Raw genomic sequence first — 19,586 nt, 5'->3', positions numbered from 1 at the left:
TAAAAATAAGCACATTACTCTACAAAGTTTACTTTTTTGTAATTGGTAAGCCTAGCCAATCGCTAAGTTCATGAGCTAGCCAGTCTAGTTCCAAAAGAGTTACAGTAAAAATATCGAGTTCATTACTAGAAATTACATATTTTTTTATACCTGCCCATATTGTTAAATAATATTTATTGAAATCACTTTTGTTTATATCCAAACGTAAAATCTCTTGTCTAGAACTTGGAAAGGGATTGTGATGCTCAAGCTGAAATATTTTATAAATCAAATAAATCTGCTGGCGATTTATGTAAAGTCGCTTTCGCCCAAATACACATATACAAATCAGAAAAAAAGCTACAGGAGAAATGACTAAAATACCTCTAAATAAACTACTCCCATCACCACCTAAAAGCGGAATACTCATCATAAAAAGTATAAAAAAGTAGAGAATTATAAATGTAAGTGTTTGAATAGATAATAATCCTGCCCCTGGAATGATGATATCTATAAAATTAGCATTCTTATTCAACAAAATTTTACTACCATGAGGTTTTTTAGGAATTGAATTAATTGCCCTACTCTCAAACTGACTCTGATTATTTTCTCCTCCTTTCTCCAAGGTTCGCACAGCATCTTCAGTAGAAGCCAAGCGTTTACTCATAATCGGTTCTGTCATCCGCCTTAACCAACTGCTAAAACCAAGACTAATATTAGCAGCCTTTTCAAATTCAATTCGTAGGTCTGTTTGGGGTAAATCGCCTGGATGTTGACCTGTTACTAAGTAAATTAAAGTTGCGCCCAAACTGTAAAGGTCAGAAGCACGAGTAGCTCTCCCATTAAATTGTTCTGGTGGCATATAGCCGTAACTTCCCACAACAGTCATAGTGCTACTTGTTCTGGCGATGGTTTGCACTGAACCAAAATCTACTAAGTAGACTTCACCCACACTATTACTAGAGCGATTTGTTAATAGAATATTGCTTGGCTTGATGTCACGATGAATCATGGGCGGTTGACGGCCATGCAAATATTTGAGAATTTCTAGAATGGCTTTTGCTAGTTCCTTAACTTCTTCTTCACTGAAACTACGCCCAGCTTTGAGTTGTGCTTCTAGAGATTGGGCTGGGATATAACTTTGTACGAGTGCAAATCCTTTGCTGTTGGGTGAATCTAGCTCAAAGTAGTCAAGGTAGCGGGGAATGGCTGGGTGGGAAAGTGCTTTGAGAGTTTCAGCTTCCCGCTCAAATAGTTTGAGGTCATTCCATTCAAATTCATTACCAAAGGACAGTATTTTAACCACTACTAATTCTTGAGTTTGTAAGTCACGAGTTAGCAGCGATCGCCGTCCGGCTTTTTTGCCTAATTCCTGTTGCACTTGATACCTTTCTAACAGAATTTCTTGATTAGAATCTGGCAATTCTCGACTTGTCATTTGCTCGTGACTCCAAAGCTTTGTTGCTTTTATAGCTTTGCTGTTTGTTACTACCCCACTGTAAGATTACTTAAGTTAGCAACAAGCATTAGAGAAAGTATTTTTCTACAATTCGACTTACTATCTACTCAATACTGCTTAGATTTTGCCTAAAAATAAAAATGTATAGGAATAAAACTCAATCAAACCTGCAATTTTCATCGAATTCATCTGTTTTCAGTATTGGTTAAAATAGCTTTTGGTTGATTAGCATTAAATAGAGAAGCGTTTAGTTTGTCTAATAAGCATAAGTAGCTTAGAGGTTGTTTGAAAAGTCGTGATTGGTGTATCAAATATTTTTTACCCCACCCTAACCCTCCCCTTATAAAGGGGAGGGAACCGGATTTTTCTTGTTTCCCCCCTTTATAAGGGGGGACTAAGGGGGGTAACAACGCAATGAAAATCACAATCAAACACTTTTCAAACATCCTCTTAACTCACTTTAGAAAATGAGCGAAAATCATTCATTAGCACCCTCTGGAAACAACCGATTCAAGTCTAATAATGTATCTTCAAATCCAGGAATTGCCACTGACTGATTCGATAAAGAAATCTGCTTGCTGAGATAGCTAAACTTATTTTGAGCATTTTGATATGGCTGGCTATGACGCTCAAGTTGACGAGCCGATAAATTCACAATCCAGTAATCAGAAATTCCGGCTTCTGCATACAAAGACAGCTTGGTTGTTTGGTCGTAATCTATTGTTTTATCTGAAATTTCAATCACTAATAAAATATCTTCGGGATAGGGATGATGAGCTAGGTAATCTTCATCTCTCCCTCGTGCAATGACAACATCCGGCTCAGGCTCACTTTGATTAGGAAGGGTAATGGGATCTTGTCCACGGATGACTGCTCCATCGCCTAGAAGCCGATCCAATTGACGGCATAGGATAGAACTACAAACTGTATGAGGCGTTCCCTTTGCTGTCATTTGAATCAGTTCTCCGCGAATCAATTCAATACGATCGCCCTCTGTGAAAAATCCGAGTTCAATCAATTGATGGTATTCTGCGATCGTAAATCGCTTAGGTGTCACAACATTCATGAGACATCTTTTTAATAGTACTTGTACACTAGCAGAGATTAAACTGACTGCGTTGTTTACCGCCGCAGGGATCGCAATGCCTCAAATTGCTGCCAACAAAGGTACAATGCACGCGGTACATGAAAACATCCTTTCCATTTGCCACCTTTGAGGTTCAACAATACTTCCCCACGCCGATTCAGGTAGCCAAACCATTCACCATACTCGGAATCAGCAAAGTGTGACCAGGCGAAATCGTGCATCTTTTGATACCATTCCCAACACACCTCACGCCCTGTCAACCGATAACCCATCGCTAATGCAACCAATGACTCTAGGTGAACCCACCACAATTTTTGATCCCATTCCAGTTGTTGTGGGGGATGACCCATCTGCATCCATAAAGTAATACAATCCGCCGTACTCCTTATCCCAAGCAAAATTCAGAATATTTAGCACTATATCAACGGCTTGGTTAATAGTTTTGGTGTCGTTTTGACGACGCGCGATGTCCATGATAAACCACATCGCTTCGATACCGTGACCTGGATTAATCAGCCTTCCCTCAAAACTATCGATGTGGGAACCGTCAGGGGCAACGTTTTCGTACATTAGTCCCCGTTCTTGGTCGAGAAAATCGGTCATTACTTCGTGGACTGTCTCAGCTAGGACATTCTCTAGTGTTTCCTTTGGTAACAACCATTCCATTTCTAGAGTCAGGTTGGCTAAAATCATCGGTACAGCCAATGATTTCATCGGGCGTGTGCCGGGATAGGTTTTATTATATTTGCCCTTGGGGTTATCTTTGCGGCGTAATACGTTGTTATAAGCTTGCATCGCTACATCTTTTGCCCATTCTTCACCGCCAGCGAGTGCGTATTGACTAAATGCCATCGCTGCAAAGCAATCAGAAAAGATGTTGTAAGGGTGAACTAATGGTTTTCCTTCACGGGTGAGGGCAAAGTACCAGTTACCATCGCTATCTCTGCCATGTTGGGCGAGAAAATTAGCGCCATTGCTGGCAATTTTTAGCCAGTTTTCGCGCTTTTCTAACTGGTTGTAAAGCATCGAAAAAGTCCACACTTGGCGGTTTTGCAGCCAAATGAATTTGTCTGTATCATAAATTTTGCCTTCGCGATCGAGGCAGGTAAAATAGCCGCCTTGCTGCCAATCGAGAGAATATTTTTCCCAAAAGGGGAGTACGTCGTTGAGGAGGGCGTTTTTGTAAAGTTCAGCCATCGCTTGAAAGTCCTGCTCCATAAATTTCCTCCCTTTTTGTACTAAATCTAACAGCTTAACAGTTATCATATTTTGGCTCTAATATGGAGCGTAGGCGTAGCCCTTCGTAGACATTGTGTCAGGCTTTTACAAGATTTAGTGTAGTTTTTTAGAGATGAGGTTGTTATGAGTCAGATTGAACGAGTTGCGATCGTTGGAGGAAATCACGGCAATGAGCTAACAGGAGTACATTTAGTCAAAAAGTTTCAGCAATATCCTAATTTAATTAATAGGGCAAGTTTTGAAACTCTGGCATTACTTGGCAATCTCAAAGCTATTGAAGAAGGCAAACGATACATTGAAAAAGATTTAAATCGTTGTTTCACTAATCAAGGTTTACAAAATCCTCAACTCTTAAGTTATGAAGATATGCGGGCAAAAGCAATTCAACAGATATTGCAACCGCAAAATCAGCCCTTTGTAGATGTAATTGTTGATTTGCATAGCACAACTGCCAATATGGGGTTAAGTCTGATTTTTTGTGATATGCATCCTTTCTTGCTTCGGTTAGGCGCTTATTTAAGTTCTATCAATCCTTTGGTGAAAGTCTTTATTAATCAGGAATCCAAAGAAAATGGTTTTCTCCGTTCTTTGTGCGAATTGGGTTTTGTGATAGAAGTTGGTGCTGTAGCTCAAAATGTTTTAAACGCTAAATTATTTCAGGAGACAGAACAGCTTATTTATGCAGTTTTAGATTATTTTGAAAGGTGCAATCAGGGTAATATTCCGCAGACAAGCAACTACCTTACACTTTATAAATATATTAAGACTATAGATTATCCGAGAAGCGATACCTACAGTGGGCTGCGCCAACACAGGGAAATTCAAGCCATGATTCATCCCCAGCTTCAGTTTAGGGATTATGAACCTTTGCATCCAGGCGATCCAATGTTTTTGACTTTTGAAGGAAAAGATATTTTCTATGAGGGAGCGTCTACTGTTTATCCTATTTTTATTAATGAAGCAGCTTACTACGAGAAAGGAATTGCGATGTATTTCAGTCAAAAACAGGAAGAAATAGTTTAATTTTTTCATTGCCTTTGCCTCACTTTTATCTCTATTTTTATTTCTTAATACCTCTAATTTAGCTATCAAAATTAAGCAGACAAATATTTTTGGCAATTAATATTAATTTTCTGCCTGCAATAACCAAAAGCCACTATAAGTCATACCAGAATCATCGGGTTGAACTAACAAAAAATGCAATCCTCGGCAATGCTTTTTGCGTTGTTCAAATGCTTGGGCTGCTGTTGTAACTTCTGGATCTTCAAATGTGGCAACAATCCACCTATCCACCAAGCTAGCTTCTAATATTAAGCCATCCGGTGCGCCAGAAATGTAGTTCAAGCTTACAGGACGGGCTTGCTGCAACCACCGTGCTAGGCGCATTGATTGCCGTCCCCCATAAATGACGACACCAGGAACGGGAACTGTTGATGCCAAACCTAAATTGATGGGTTTGAAATGTTCTGGGATGTGCAAAATGGGAATGGGGCGATCGCTAAATCTCGTTTCTACATCACTAGCAGCTAAACTTGCAAAACGCCATTGTTCTCCCCAAAGGTTTTCTGGTAATGGTGCTGGAGGTGGTTTATCCAGCGTTGCGGGATATTGCTTTTCTTGTAACCACTGCTTTAACGCCAAGGTGTGGCGGGTAGGTTCGACATTAATACTTAAGTTACGTCCAGCCGCTTCAATTAAGCTTAGAGACTGAGGACGAAACACCTGAATTACATCTGGCAATTCTTCACCAGCAGCTAACTCAAGTTGAGTCGCAACCCAATTAGAATTTGCTGCTGACTGGAGACAGGTGGCTTCATATTGAAAGCTGCGAGTTGCGTCACAAATCAACAAATCCCATAAAATTTGTCCAGATGCATCTTGTGAGGGACGACGATAAAAATCAACCTGCCAAATTTTCATACGCTGGGGAGAGGTAGGGGGAGCAGAGGAAGCAGAAGAGTGGAGTTCAAAGACTCATTCACGAGTATCAAAGACTCGTCAGCGAGTATCAAAGACTCGTCAGCGAGTATTAAAGACTCGTCGGCGAGTATCAAAGACTCATCGGCGAGTATCAAAGACTCGTCAGCGAGTATTAAAGACTCATCGGCGAGTATCAAAGACTCGTCGGCGAGTATCAAAGACTCGTCAGCGAGTATTAAAGACTCATCGGCGAGTATAAAAGACTCATCGGCGAGTATAAAAGACTCATTCACGAGTATAAAAGACTCGTCAGCGAGTATAAAAGACTCATCCCCTATTCCCCATGCCCAATGCCCAATTTATAAAGCCTGAATCCATTCTTTGACAGAATATTCAGTCCAGATGCCATTTTTCCAGTAGGGGTCATTTTCAATCAACTGGCGCACAGTGGCTTCGTCTTCGGCTTCGTAAATGCCAAAAACTTTTGTAACATCTTTAGTGGGGCCGATGGTAATCAGCACACCGGATTCTTTCTGTTTTGCCAATCCGTCTAAATGAGCTTGACGATAGGGGGCGCGTTTTTCGATAACGTCTTCGCAGTAAGTTCCCCAGAGTACATATTTAGGCATAACTTTACCAATTTTGGATTTTAGATTTTAGACTTCGGCTGCGCTCAGTCGAACGATTTTGGATTTTAGATTTTCCAGCCAGTGCATCGGGGAGTAAGAAATGATTAATTTCTCACTCCTAGCAAACGACAAATGACAAATACTTCGACTTACCTCGGCTCCACTACCTCGACTTCGCTCGGCACAAGTCGGTACGAGTTGCTCAGTACAAGTAGACAAATGACAAATACTTCTCTACGAGAGGCTGCGCCAACGACTACGCTCAGTACAAGTGACAAATGACAAATGACTAACTTCTCAAGTTGACACCGAATTTTTCCACCAAGGCTTCGCGGACTTTATTATGTACTGGTTCGACTTCAGCCTCAGTCAAAGTGCGATCGCTAGCCCGATAAATTAAGCGGAATGCTAAACTCCGCTGTCCTTCGGGGACGTTTTCACCCCGATATTCATCAAATAATTCCACCGATTCGAGCAAATCTTTACCAGCTTTAGTAATTACTTTTTCAATTTCGACAACTGAGATTTTCACGGGTGCGAAAAAGGCGATGTCGCGATCGCTAGCTGGATATGTAGAATAAGGCCGGAATGTGGGGACGAGAACTTCATCTTCTCCCAGAGAATCTAAAAGCACATCTAGATCCAATTGAAAAACATAAACGGAATCTGGTAAACCTTTTTCTCGTCGCAGTTGGGGATGGAGTTGCCCAAAAATCCCCAGTCTGTTACCCCGAATCCACAGGGAAGCGGTGCGTCCTGGATGTAAGCGATCGTCGCGGCGATCGGGTTGAAATTCGATTTGCAAGCTAAGTTGCCGAAATACACTTTCTAAAATGCCTTTGGCTTCAAACCAGGTGATGGGTTCTTCGCGTCCACTTTTTGACCATTTGCCAACGGAAATATCCCCTCCCATAATTCCCGCTAGGGCTTCTGTTTCTTGCAAACCGTCTTCTTCTTGCCAGAAAATTTGCCCGATTTCAAAGCCGTTCAGCGCACCATTACCCTGCTCTAAATTGTATTGAAAAGCATCAATTAACCCAGAGATCAAATCGGTTCGCAGCGCTGAATATTCGACAAATAACGGGTTTGACAGTACTATATTTCTGTCTTCTCCTGGTTTGACTAAAGAATAGTGGATTAATTCTGTCAATCCTTCAGCCCGGAGGAAAGCTCGTAATTTGCGAATCACTTCCTCATCTAAAGGCAGATAGCCAGCTTCCGCTTTTTCTGGTAAGGTATCGCAGAATTTGTTGTAACCATAAAGACGGGCGATTTCTTCAATTAAATCAATTTCTCGCTCTAAGTCGCGGTAACGATAGGGTGGGACGGAAACTGACCATGTAGGGTGATGGCTGCTATCTTCTCCTGAAGAAGTTAACTGACACCCCAATGCAGTCAGGATGCGCTCAACATCTTGTTTTTGCAGTTCGCCTGTGTCCTCTTCCAAATCGATGGGCCCCAATATCTGATTAACTCGTTCTAAACGCAGGGCGATAGAACGACTCCAAGTAGACGGATCGGGGCGGGTGTCAGCAATTTCTTGCTGGACTATAATTCCACTCGCTAATTCGCTAATTAAGGATAAGGCGCGGCGATTGGCTATTTCCAACTCAGCCCGGTTAACTCCCCGTTCATATCTGCCAGAAGCCTCACTTCTTAACCCTACACTCCTCGAAGAACGGCGAATTGCCACGGAATCAAATAAAGCTGCTTCTAAAACTAGGCTTTGAGTACCTTGATGAACTTCTGTTTCTTCTCCACCCATGACTCCCGCCAGCGCAACGGGTTTTTCGTTAGCGGTGATTAACAAATTTTGGGTTGTCAGGGTGCGAGTTTGTCCATCCAGGGTTTTGAGCGATTCTCCATTATTAGCGAAGCGAACGCCGATGGTTAAATTTTCGCTACCTGCAACAGATTTTAGGCGATCGCCATCAAAGGCATGCAGTGGTTGTCCCCATTCCAACAAAACGTAGTTAGTAATATCTACCACATTACTGATGGGACGTACCCCAGCCGCCCGCAAACGCTGTTGCAACCATTCGGGAGATGGAGCAATTTTCACCTGTTCAATTACCGTACCGATGTATGCAGGACAAGCTTGGGTATCGGCAATTTTTAAAGCTAAATTTCCGGCATTTTTGGGAATAGATACTTCAGCAGGTTCAGGAATGCTCAACTTTCCACCCGTTAAAGCTGCTACTTCTCTAGCTACACCTACCATACTCAGAGCATCAGCGCGATTTGCAGTTGCCGTCAGGTCTAAAATTACATCATCTAAACCCAACAACGGCCGGACATCACTACCCAATGGTAAATTTTCCTGGGTAAAAATATGGATTCCATCGACATCGGTGGGCAAACCGAGTTCCTTTAAAGAACAAATCATGCCCTGAGAAGCGACACCACGCAGTTTTGCAGGTTTAATTTTTAAATCTATTTTGGGTAAGTAAGTACCCGTAGTTGCCACTGGGACATAGATATCTGCCTTCACATTGGCAGCACCACAGACAATATTTAAAGTTTCACCTGTACCGATATCCACTTGGCAAACACTCAATTTATCGGCGTTGGGATGGGGTTGACGCTCAAGCACTTTGCCGATGACCACGCCATTTGCCCAAGTGCGGCGGTCTTCAATCTCTTCAACCTCAAACCCCGCCATTGTCAGGGTTTCAGCTAATTCTTCTGGACTAAGTTTTATCTCTACTAGTTCGCGCAGCCAATTTAGAGAAATACGCATGGAGTGTGCTTGTTTTAGGAATCGTCTTTTGCTCTTATTTTAGGGTGCAAGAAGCGCTCGATGGCTACTCGCCCTGCAAGGTGTACCCTTTCACTTGAACAATCCTACTACGTTAGACAGCCAATGTAAAAATAAGTAAATACTGAGAATGTATCTACGCAGGGAAGTAATACCGATTTTCCAAAATCAGGCTACAGATGTAAAGCTGAAAACCCAGATTAAATCTAACTTTTTTAATTACGAATTACGAATTATTTGGCCATCTAATTTTTACTAACAACAATTTTAGCAATGTAGTCTTTGAGTGCGATCGCCTTTTTGCTATTTGGGTACGGGGAAACCTCTATTAATTTTACCGAATACTTATCTAAAAATTGAATTGGTAAAGCATCACGACCTGGTATCAAGGTTAGCGTTAATGTTGTAACTTGCTGACCATTTTTTATGATGTCTAATCCAATAATAACTTGCCCTTGCCAAATACAAGTTACATCAGAAGGACACCGAGAATCCTGGATAACTTTTGAAAATTTGATTTCAATATTTTCAGTGGGGAGGTAAGCTGTCCTTCCATATCTCAGATAAAATGGAGTATTTAAAGTAGTTCCAACTCTAGCCATCAATTGTTGATGACTACCTTGAGCAATTGATTTAACTTCTATGCTTGAAGGCTTGATATTTGATGATATTCCATAGCTAGGAAGACAATTTGCTCCACCAATCAATGTTAATATAACTGCTGCGCTTACTACACTTTTCATTTTTTATACTCCATAGTCAGGAATTTTTATTATTAGTTTAACTAGAAAGCAGACTGATAAATTATTTTGTTTTCTGCTAGAGTGAAGCTTCAAAACACAAAACGCAATTAGTTAACCTTTGTGCGTTGGTGCAACCCGTCGTAGATATCGCTTCTTACATAACCATTACGAGTGAGAGCCGTTTGCTTTCTCACGCTTAAGTTAAAATACCATAAAACCAGCAATCTAAATACACAAGTTTTTTTCTGATTTCAAAAACTTCAACAGTGCTTTGCAAGGCATTTTTTGCTGAATTTCAGTAGAACGATACAAATAAAGCTAACTAGCAATAATCGTCATTTGTAATTTGTCATTGGTCATTTGTAAGGGTTTAAAATATGTTTATGTTTATTAATATAGTTCGGTTTATTCTCCCCGACTTACTTATCTTGAAGATTCACCTAGTTTTACTTTCTAGCATTATTAGTCCATATTTTAGCAATTATTACATTATGTAAAAGGGACATTATTTTTTCTCTATTCTCAACAAGCCCAGTTTTTTGAGATGAGCAATGACCACAATTTCACGAGGCGTAGCCCTTCTCCTATCGGAGACGCTCTTGCTAGCTTGCTTCCACGAACGCGAACAGCGTGCCGTAGGCAAGTGGTACGGCTGCGCTCAGGAACCACCCATCGGAGATATGGCTTTGAGACTTGAAAAATAAATCAAATGAGAAATGCTGATTTTTTCGTTGGTTCTTAACATTGGTTGCGATCGCGAGTAATTTAGATGTGTTTGCTCTAGCGATCGCATAACTTGAATCTTTAAAACTCGATCAAACCTCACAAGTAATATTTTATAACTCAAGAGACTACAAAAATTACACTTACTCTTTTTTGTAGTGGAATTATATTGCATTGTGTTGTATAACACCAAAGAAATAAATTTGCCCTGTTTGTGCCGAAAAATCACTGTATAAACTGCCTCTAAAGCTTTCAAAATCAGGATTATCGGACATTTTTCTGAAATCTACCTCAACAAGATCGAAAGAATAGACAATCCAATCTAAAAAATCGGCAATCCAATCGAAATTTTGTTCATTTTAAATATAAATTTGATTTTGTACACTTTTACTAAATGCGGTGATTGCTGTTTTTATTAGTATTTTTTAGTGAAAATAAAAGTAAAAAAATGCTTTCATTCATGTCGTCGATCTTCCTCTTGATAGAGGGATTTCAGTTTGAGTAATAGGAGTTTAATTCTAATGGCAACTTCTAACAATAGCAATCAAACTGTTGGCTCACAAAGTACTAGCAACAGTTCAACTGGTAATGGCAATTTTTCTTTCAGTGATGGCAAATGGCAGTCTACCGATGGCAGTAGTTTAGATAGTGGCAGTAGTTTTGGTGGCGCTGCTAGCGGTAGTAATCCTTTCGCTTCCTTTATCGGTGGTGGTAACTCATCCACAACCAGTGAAGATGGAAAGTACAAATATAATTACGAGCGACCACTTGACGAGCGGGCTTTAACTGATACCAATAATCCGTTCAATCAACTCATCGGCGTCGTTGGCGGTGATATTAGTGCCTTAGGTGGCGGTAGCAACCCCTTTGCTGGCGCATCTAGCGGTAACGCATCTGGTGGCGGTAGCAACCCCTTTGCTGGTGGTGGCGCATCTAGTGGTAACGCATCTGGTAGTAGCGCCAACCTCCCTGGTAACTTACCATTTGGCAGCACTCCGCCCTCCAAGGAAAGTGGTAGCAACCTACCTGAAACTGGCAACGGTCAACCTGTACCTTATAAGAGCGACAACTGGATATCTGATATTCAACAATTAGATAGTGCAAATGCTATCGGTAACAGTGGTCAAGGTAACGGTAACTGGCTATATGGTAGTAACAACACAACCGACGGTAATGGTAACTGGAATTTTGGTAGCGGTAACACAACCAACGGTAACGGTAACTGGAACTACGGTGATGGCGGTAAAACCGAAGGTAATGGCAACTGGGGCTTTGGTAACGAGAATACAACCAACGGTAACGGTAACTGGAACTTAGGCAATAATAACGACATCCTTGGTAATGCCAATACACTACCTGGTAGTAAAAACGATATCCTTGGTAGTGGCAACACTGCCAATGTAAGTAACAGCAATCTCCTGGGAAACCGGATTGAAGCTAGTGGTGATGACAAAACACTCATTGGTAATGAAGGCTGGAATTTCTCTGTTAGTGGCGAACTGATATCGTTAGGTAGTACTAAACCTAGCCAAAATATAGGAACTGATGTCAGCAGTTTACTCAGCAGTTCTGACCTTGTAACATCCGCCATATCAAATCCAGGCTACAACAACCCAAATTATGATTTCTCTACCATAGCCTAAAAGTTGGTAACAGAAAGGAACCTGTTTTGCATCGGTAAGCCTGTCTATTGTGGCAATGGCCCTTTTTACCAACTTGAGTTGATTACATTTTGAATACAATACTTCTGGGTTAAGCTTTGCAGTTGACATTGCTCTCATTGAGCGGCGCAAGAATCAACCTTCTAGTACTTCAAGAATTTCAATCTGTTAGGACTTACGCAAACTCTACGATTCTTGACGTTATTGGCGTTCTTGGCAGTTCGATAAATTAAGCTTTTTAGCACTTTTTGCGTAAGTCTAATCTGTAATTAACCCAGAAGTATTACTCTTTTAAATGTAATGGGTAAGGTAGTTAATTTAAGTCAAATGCATAAAAACTATTTTCAGTAATTCGGCGCGAGTAAACGGTTTAGTCAGATATCCAGAAGCCCCAACTAATTTCGCCTTTACTTTGTCTACGATTCCTTTATTCCCAGTGACAAAGATAATAGGAGTATTTTGAAATAGTGAATTATTTCGTATAATTCGGCACAACTCATAGCCATCAATTCCTAGCATATTTAAATCCAACAAAATTAAATCCGGTTTGTGCCTTATAATTGACAAAACTGCTTTCACTGGATCGTTAATAGTTACTACAGAAAAGTTTTCATTTTCTAAGAAATAACTGATTTCTTTAAGAATTGTAGGGCTATCATCTACAGAAACGATTTTGTGGACTTTTTTTACTGTTACAGTAGCAGCCGTTACTCTTGGGGAAGCAGAATTTATGTTATTTGATATTGTTGGTTCCTGAAAGTTTTCTTTGGAAGGAGTAGAAATCTGTGGTAATCGCTGAACAGGCACTATTTTCTCTTCAGGAATATTTTGGTAAGAATTGACAGTGTTACTTAGTTCTTGTTTCGTGTCAATTAACCCTGAAATCAATTTTGAGAAAAGCGATTGCTCCTCAAAAATCCTTGGTAACTTATCATAAGGTGGATCGGGTTCATGAAGGATAATCGCACCCTTCAGAATGTAAGGGTATAAATTGCGAGCTAGTTGAATTTCATCTTGATTTAAAATTACAGCCAGATGACACAAGCTAAAACCCTTCATCCAGTTAATTAAATCTGGCTGTAGATTTGGTAAATCTTGGTCATCAAACTTGCTATTAATCAATAGATATGGACGTTGATATGCAGAAGAAATTTTAGGTATAAAAGCCTGCCAATTTTGTAATCTTAATTGGCAATACTCTAGAATTTTTTCGACACCTAGCCGACAAATTTTTGGCATCCTATCAAGTGATTCTGTTAATTCATAAGTACCTTCTTTGATGAGCAAAAATGATTCAATTACCTCTTTAACTAATTCTTGAACCAGTACTGCTGCTTGTGTAGAATGTAGATGTTGTTGACTAACAAGCCAGGATATAGCCTGATACTCAGGAGGGTGGCTTCTCGAATTAGTGTCATCTTTGATTAACTGACTGTGTGAGTCAGGTTCAAACATCAGCCGTACTTGATGGCGAACCTCATTAGTCAGGAGTGGAATTTGCTGGCTGAGGCGTCGCAAATGGCGTTCTAGTCGATCGAAGGGTTCCACGGAATGGGTAGCGTAAGTTATTTTGCCCTGTTCTAAGTAAATCGACCAAGAAACTGAGTTACTCAATACTTGTAAACAAGTACTGTCGGAACAATTGGATAATTGTCTTAACAAACTTAGAGGACGTAGTTTGGTGAATGTACCTGAGTTATTCATATTTTTCAAGTTTTTTGCGGAATCAACAAGCGAACATTTGTAGATTGAAAATATGAGCTATAAAGTATTCTCTTTTTTGTAATATTTTTCTAACCACAAATTATTTATTTGAAAATATGTACATATATTAAAAATTGTAAGGCTTATAAGTACTTTGTTACATTTAGCACATTTTACTTAACCTATCTCAAAAAGTAAGTAGGTATGAATAAAGGTAAGCATCTATCATAACGAGATTATCAGTGGATGTTGGTTAATTCTGGATTTTACTAATTACTGACAACTCTTGAGTGAAGACCTTAATAATGACGTTTCTTTATGCCCACTCACTTCCAGAAGCAAATTTAATTCCGAGTTCGCGTAGTTACACTGGTATCCTTCTAGAGTTAACGAGCTTAATTATGGTTAATTACTTTTCCTTCAAGAAACGATTCTTCTACATAAAATCTTTAAAAAATTATCTAAACAAGTTTACGTATTTATTGTACTGTAGGGTTAATGGATATAACTTTTTGGTAGATACATTACAACAGGTAATGCTGGGTTTTGATAAACTCTTTTTTGCTAAACTAAGCTGTACTCAAGTTCATCTTAAATATATAGAGAACTTCATGAAAATAATTTGTTTAATAAAGATTAGAGCATCTACCAATAGATACTATATTCTGTAGTCGCCTCGGCGATTGGAACTATATACTCTGAGCAAAGGGAAATAAAGCTTTGAACTTTAACATAACACAAAAAGTTATGCATGATACATTAAGACTTGATGAAGTAGTAGAATTTGCTGAGAACCCAGAACCCCGTTGTCCTTGTGTACTTTTATTAGACACATCTGGGTCGATGCAAGGAGAGCCGATTGAGGCTTTAAATCAAGGTTTACTAAGCTTAAAGGATGAACTAGTCAAAAATTCCTTAGCTGCGAGACGGGTGGAAGTGGCGATCGTCACTTTTGATAGTAATATCAATGTAGTACAAGACTTTGTGACTGCCGATCAATTCAATCCACCGATTTTGACAGCCCAAGGCTTGACAACAATGGGTGCGGGAATTCATAAAGCTTTGGACATAATTCAAGAGCGGAAATCTCAGTATCGTGCCAACGGGATTGCTTACTATCGTCCTTGGGTATTTATGATTACCGATGGAGAACCCCAAGGTGAGTTAGAGCAAGTGGTAGAGCAAGCATCTGTGCGCCTACAGGGAGACGAGGCGAACAAGCGGGTAGCATTCTTTACAGTTGGAGTAGAAAATGCAAATATGACGCGTTTAAATCAAATAACTGTACGTACTCCCTTAAAGCTTAAAGGATTAAATTTTATCGAGATGTTTGTCTGGCTGTCAACTAGTATGTCGGCTGTTTCTCATTCCCAAGTAGACGAACAGGTAGCACTACCGCCGATTGGTTGGGGGACTGTTTAATGAAAAAGCGCAGCTTGATGTTTACCCAGCTAGCTGCTTGAAAAAAATTTATGAACATATCAAAACAGATTGCTCAATGGCGGATTGTGGCTGCATCTGTATGTGGTACAAGTCACTTAAAAAACAATCAATTATGTCAGGATGCTCATCACTGGCAGATATTGTCAGATAATGTTTTAGTGGCGGCCGCAGCAGATGGCGCGGGTTCTGCTAGCCTTGGGAAAGTGGGAGCGATGGTTGCTGTAGAGACAGCAATAGAAAACATTTCTACCATTGGGCTGACCCGAAAAAGTTTGACTGATGATACATTAGTGCGATCGCTCTTAAATGATGCCATATTCGCCGCTAAAAAAGCTGTGGAGGATGAGGCGGCTACTTGTGACAAACAGCCTCAAGATTTAGCAACTACCTTAATTATGCTGGTTGCCACACCAGAAGTTGTAGCTGTAGTTCAGATAGGTGATGGTTTGGCAGTGGCAAAAGATCGTTTGGGCAATCTGCTGGCACTAACTATGCCTGACAGTGGTGAATACATTAACGAAACTACTTTTTTAACTTCGCCTAATGCTTTAGATACAGCACAAATGAGACTATGGCGCACAGACATAGTAAACGTTGGTATCATCACCGACGGATTACAAATGCTGGCTTTGAATATGGTTGTTGGCGAACCTCACAAACCATTCTTTTTTCCGCTGTTTGAATTTGTCGCCAATACCGAGGATAAGACAGAAGCAAAGGAGCAATTGGTAAAATTTTTACGCTCAGAGCGGATTACGCAACGCACTGATGATGATTTGACACTCATTATAGCTGCATTCAACGACTCATGAGCAACAAATCTACAGGTTTCTACATCTTACAATAACTTCCGTTAGCGGTAATTTCATTATGCAGGTACTACGTTGTTCCCCCAGAAAAGAAATCCTCAGTCTCAATGTCAGTTTGGGACGTGGCGGTGAAGCTTGTGTTTATGCAGTGCCATCCGATAACGACTTCGTGGCAAAGATTTACCACAAGCCAACCACTGCTCATGCAGAAAAACTCCAGGCGATGCTTGCCAACCCGCCAGAAAACCCGACGGCGAGTTTGGGGCATATCTCTATCGCTTGGCCAGAGGATTTATTACGGGCGGCAGATGGCAAAAATAGCATCCTGGGCTTTTTGATGCCACGTATTCAGGGGATGCGTCCAATCATCGACTTTTACAACCCCAGAACCCGTCGGCAACATTGCCCCCTATTCAACTATCAGTACCTGCTCCGCACGGCTCGTAACTTGGCGGCGGCTTTTGCCGCTTTGCACGCTAGTGGATATTGCATTGGTGATGTGAACGAGTCCAATATCCTCGTCAGTGATACAGCACTGGTGACCCTTGATAGACACAGACTCTTTCCAAGTAACCGACCCAAACAGCAATGTTGTTTATCGTTGCCCAGTAGGTAAACCAGAGTTTACTCCGCCAGAATTACAGAATAAAACTTTTGCCCAGCACGATCGCGAAATTTCTCACGATTTATTTGGGTTAGGGGTGTTAGTATTTCAACTCTTAATGGAAGGCACCCACCCATTTTCGGGGATTTTTCAAGGTGCGATTGAGCCACCACCCTACGAAGCACGCATTGCGTCGGGTCATTTCACTTACAGCCAAAAGCGTTACGTACCCTACCTGCCGACACCCATTGCCCCCCCTTGGGAAATTCTCCATCCCAGCTTACAGGAATTATTTGTCCGTTGTTTTGAAGAGGGTCATAACAATCCCCAACTGCGCCCCAGTGCCCAGACTTGGCTCTCAGCCATCGCTGAAGCCGAAGAGTCCCTAATTACCTGCACAACAAATCCCCAGCATCGCTACAACAACCATATGCGTAGCTGTCCGTGGTGCGAACGCACCGTGCGATTAGGCGGACGCGACCCCTTCCCATCACATCGGGCTATAGAAGCTAGAGAACATCTCCAACCGCGAGTCAAAGCGAGAAAACGCTACAATCAGACACCGCATTTTCCCCAGCGAGCCATGTCACCGCAGCAGCTAGCTAATTACTGGCAGCCAATAATGACTCCCAGCGGTTCATACAAACCTTCCAAAAAGTCAAAGTTGTACCCGATTATTTGTTGTTTGCTGGGCTTTGGTTTATTGGGATATGCAGACGTGATGATTAAATTTACTCAGCCGTTGGTTTCCCAAAATGCTTACACCCAACAAACAATCAAGTCTTCCCAGCCAAATAATAAACTTAGCTTCGCTGATTCTTATCAGCAAGGTTATATTGCTTATAAAGAGCGAGACTATGACAAAGCAATTGTCAACTTTAGCCAAGCAATTGAACAAGAACCGACACATGCTAGAGCAATTGTAAATCGTGGTAATGCCCGCTATAACCTGAAAGACTACGAAGGAGCAGTTACAGATTATAGCCAAGCTTTGAAAATCAATCCCAATCAAACCAAAGCTCTGGTAAATCGGGGCAATGCCCGCTATATGCTCGCCGAATATAGCAACGATCCCGACCGAGAATATAATCTAGCGATCGCAGACTATAATCGAGCCATTGGTCTGGATAATAATGAAATTGAAGCTTATATCAGACGAGGAATTGTCCGCGCCCAAATGGCTAAATACAGCGGTGAATCTCAACAAGCTTACACAAAAGCGATCGCAGATTTTACTCAGGCAATAAAACGTAATATCTCCAAAGCCGAAGCTTACTTCCAGCGGGGTGTTGTTTATTATCAAATTGCGCAATATAGCAGCAATTATCAGCAAGAATATAATCAAGCGATCGCTGACTTTAACCAAGCATTAACTCTCAGCCCCAAACTAGCAAAAGCATATCTCAAACGAGGTATGGTTCGCTATGAACTGGCACAATATGGCGGTAGTGAAGCTAACAAAAACCAAGCGAAAGCTGTCGAAGATATACAGACATCTGCCAAAATATTTCTTGAGCAAGATGACATGGATAATTATCAACAAGCACTCAGTAATATGTGTGTAGTCATCGAAAACAAATGTGACCCTTTATTCCAAGGCTCAAGTAATGTGGAAAAAACTAACTAGAAACCAGTAAGTTTTGTTACTAGCATATTGTTGATTTTGATTGAAAAAATCAAGCATGACTAGGGTTAGCGCCAGCTAATCCTAGTTATTTTATAGGTAATATTTTTATTTCATTGAGTAATTTATTTCTATATTTATAGATATTCATAGAGCTTTTATATAGAAAAGATTTTAATTTATCTTACCTTTATAATTTCATCGGAAATTACAGTTAGATTATTGACGGAGAAACAGAAATCAGAAATACATTTCTCTCCCTTGAAGTGCATCCTCTTCATCTCGCAAAAGTCGAATAATCATATCCCTACAAATCTCCGAGGTAATTGCATGAAAGCGGTGATTTTGGCTGGAGGTCTTGGTACACGCCTCAGTGAAGAAACCAGTGTTAGACCCAAGCCGATGGTTGAGATTGGTGGTAAGCCAATTCTTTGGCACATAATGAAAACTTACTCTGCCCACGGCATTAATGACTTTATTATTTGTTGTGGTTATAAAGGTTACATCATTAAGGAGTATTTTGCTAACTACTTCTTACACATGTCAGATGTTACCTTTGACATGCGCTTTAACCAGATGAACGTGCATTCTGGTTATGCAGAACCCTGGCGTGTCACCTTAGTAAATACGGGTGATAATACAATGACAGGCGGACGCTTAAAGCGAATCAGCGAACATCTTGGTAATGAGACTTTTTGCTTTACTTATGGCGATGGTGTCAGTAATATTAATATCACCGAGCTAGTTAAATTTCACAGAGAACAAAATAGCTTAGGAACACTTACAGCCGTTCAGCCAGCTGGACGTTTTGGTGCTATTTCTTTAGGATATGAGCAAACCAAAATCACCAGCTTTCGGGAAAAACCGGAAGGTGATGGAGCTTGGATTAATGGCGGTTATTTTGTGTTAGAACCAGAAGTAATCAACTTAATTGCTGATGACTCTACGGTATGGGAACAAGAGCCATTAGAAAAGCTAGCTGATATGGAACAGCTATCTGCTTTCAAACATGATGGGTTTTGGCAACCAATGGATACTTTACGCGATAAAAACTATCTCGAAGGGCTGTGGAAAAACAATCAGGCTCCTTGGAAGGTATGGTAAGAGAAGAGTTAGGAGTAGAGACGCGATTAACCCTTGTCTGTACAAAAGTTAAGAGTCAGGAGTTAAATGACAAATGACAAATGACTTAATAGATTTACTG

The 19,586-nt window shown here is 40.7% G+C and carries 13 protein-coding genes and 2 pseudogenes; 7 read left to right on the top strand and 8 right to left on the bottom strand.

Annotation, left to right across the window (positions count from 1 at the left end; translation table 11 throughout):
• Positions 1–28: 28 nt before the first annotated feature.
• The 3 genes and pseudogenes from NSTCB13_RS34085 to NSTCB13_RS34075 form a co-directional block, all read right to left on the bottom strand.
• The gene (locus NSTCB13_RS34085) at positions 29–1,417 is read right to left on the bottom strand and encodes a serine/threonine protein kinase (protein WP_448275458.1); all 1,389 of its coding nucleotides are present in this window, start codon (positions 1,415–1,417) and stop codon (positions 29–31) included.
• 499 nt (positions 1,418–1,916) lie between these two features.
• Positions 1,917–2,504: a Uma2 family endonuclease gene (locus NSTCB13_RS34080; protein ID WP_448275457.1), complete on the bottom strand. Its 588-nt coding sequence runs from the start codon at positions 2,502–2,504 to the stop codon at positions 1,917–1,919.
• A gap of 56 nt (positions 2,505–2,560) precedes the next feature.
• Positions 2,561–3,743: pseudogene (locus NSTCB13_RS34075) on the bottom strand (AGE family epimerase/isomerase).
• Between the two features lie 144 nt (positions 3,744–3,887).
• Here NSTCB13_RS34075 and NSTCB13_RS34070 point away from each other — a divergent pair.
• On the top strand, positions 3,888–4,787 hold the full coding sequence (locus tag NSTCB13_RS34070; RefSeq protein ID WP_448266843.1) for an aspartoacylase: 900 nt from the start codon (positions 3,888–3,890) through the stop codon (positions 4,785–4,787).
• Between the two features lie 102 nt (positions 4,788–4,889).
• Here the strand turns inward: NSTCB13_RS34070 and NSTCB13_RS34065 are convergent, their stop codons facing one another.
• The 4 genes from NSTCB13_RS34065 to NSTCB13_RS34050 form a co-directional block, all read right to left on the bottom strand.
• Positions 4,890–5,684, bottom strand: coding sequence for a Tab2/Atab2 family RNA-binding protein (locus tag NSTCB13_RS34065; protein ID WP_445631964.1), 795 nt, complete (start codon positions 5,682–5,684; stop codon positions 4,890–4,892).
• A gap of 359 nt (positions 5,685–6,043) precedes the next feature.
• Positions 6,044–6,313, bottom strand: coding sequence for a YciI family protein (locus tag NSTCB13_RS34060; protein ID WP_289799149.1), 270 nt, complete (start codon positions 6,311–6,313; stop codon positions 6,044–6,046).
• Between the two features lie 289 nt (positions 6,314–6,602).
• Positions 6,603–9,053, bottom strand: coding sequence for a phenylalanine--tRNA ligase subunit beta (gene pheT / locus NSTCB13_RS34055; RefSeq protein ID WP_448275455.1), 2,451 nt, complete (start codon positions 9,051–9,053; stop codon positions 6,603–6,605).
• Positions 9,054–9,316: 263 nt separating this feature from the next.
• Positions 9,317–9,814, bottom strand: coding sequence for a hypothetical protein (locus NSTCB13_RS34050; protein WP_448275453.1), 498 nt, complete (start codon positions 9,812–9,814; stop codon positions 9,317–9,319).
• A gap of 551 nt (positions 9,815–10,365) precedes the next feature.
• On the opposite strand from NSTCB13_RS34050, the gene NSTCB13_RS34045 reads away from it, so the two are divergent.
• Positions 10,366–10,518 carry a hypothetical protein gene (locus NSTCB13_RS34045; RefSeq protein WP_445631961.1) on the top strand — a complete coding sequence of 51 codons (153 nt, stop codon included), beginning with the start codon at positions 10,366–10,368 and terminating at the stop codon, positions 10,516–10,518.
• A 540-nt stretch (positions 10,519–11,058) separates the two neighbouring features.
• A complete protein-coding gene (locus NSTCB13_RS34040; RefSeq protein ID WP_448275451.1) occupies positions 11,059–12,180 on the top strand; it encodes a hypothetical protein in 1,122 nt (373 codons plus the stop codon).
• A gap of 336 nt (positions 12,181–12,516) precedes the next feature.
• Here the strand turns inward: NSTCB13_RS34040 and NSTCB13_RS34035 are convergent, their stop codons facing one another.
• On the bottom strand, positions 12,517–13,902 hold the full coding sequence (locus NSTCB13_RS34035; protein WP_445631959.1) for a response regulator: 1,386 nt from the start codon (positions 13,900–13,902) through the stop codon (positions 12,517–12,519).
• Positions 13,903–14,649: 747 nt separating this feature from the next.
• Between NSTCB13_RS34035 and NSTCB13_RS34030 the strand changes: the two genes are divergently transcribed.
• The 4 genes and pseudogenes from NSTCB13_RS34030 (at position 14,650) to rfbF (ending at position 19,486) form a co-directional block, all read left to right on the top strand.
• Complete coding sequence (locus NSTCB13_RS34030) at positions 14,650–15,324, top strand: vWA domain-containing protein (protein WP_445631958.1); 675 nt, start codon at positions 14,650–14,652, stop codon at positions 15,322–15,324.
• A 50-nt stretch (positions 15,325–15,374) separates the two neighbouring features.
• On the top strand, positions 15,375–16,157 hold the full coding sequence (locus NSTCB13_RS34025) for a PP2C family serine/threonine-protein phosphatase (protein WP_445631957.1): 783 nt from the start codon (positions 15,375–15,377) through the stop codon (positions 16,155–16,157).
• 58 nt (positions 16,158–16,215) lie between these two features.
• Positions 16,216–18,385 (top strand): annotated as a pseudogene (locus NSTCB13_RS34020) (tetratricopeptide repeat protein).
• A gap of 327 nt (positions 18,386–18,712) precedes the next feature.
• A complete protein-coding gene (rfbF, locus tag NSTCB13_RS34015) occupies positions 18,713–19,486 on the top strand; it encodes a glucose-1-phosphate cytidylyltransferase (RefSeq protein ID WP_445631955.1) in 774 nt (257 codons plus the stop codon).
• The last annotated feature ends 100 nt before the right edge of the window (positions 19,487–19,586 follow it).

The sequence above is a fragment of the Nostoc sp. DSM 114160 genome, assembly GCF_053470305.1.
This window is presented reverse-complemented; position numbering and strand designations above follow the sequence as displayed.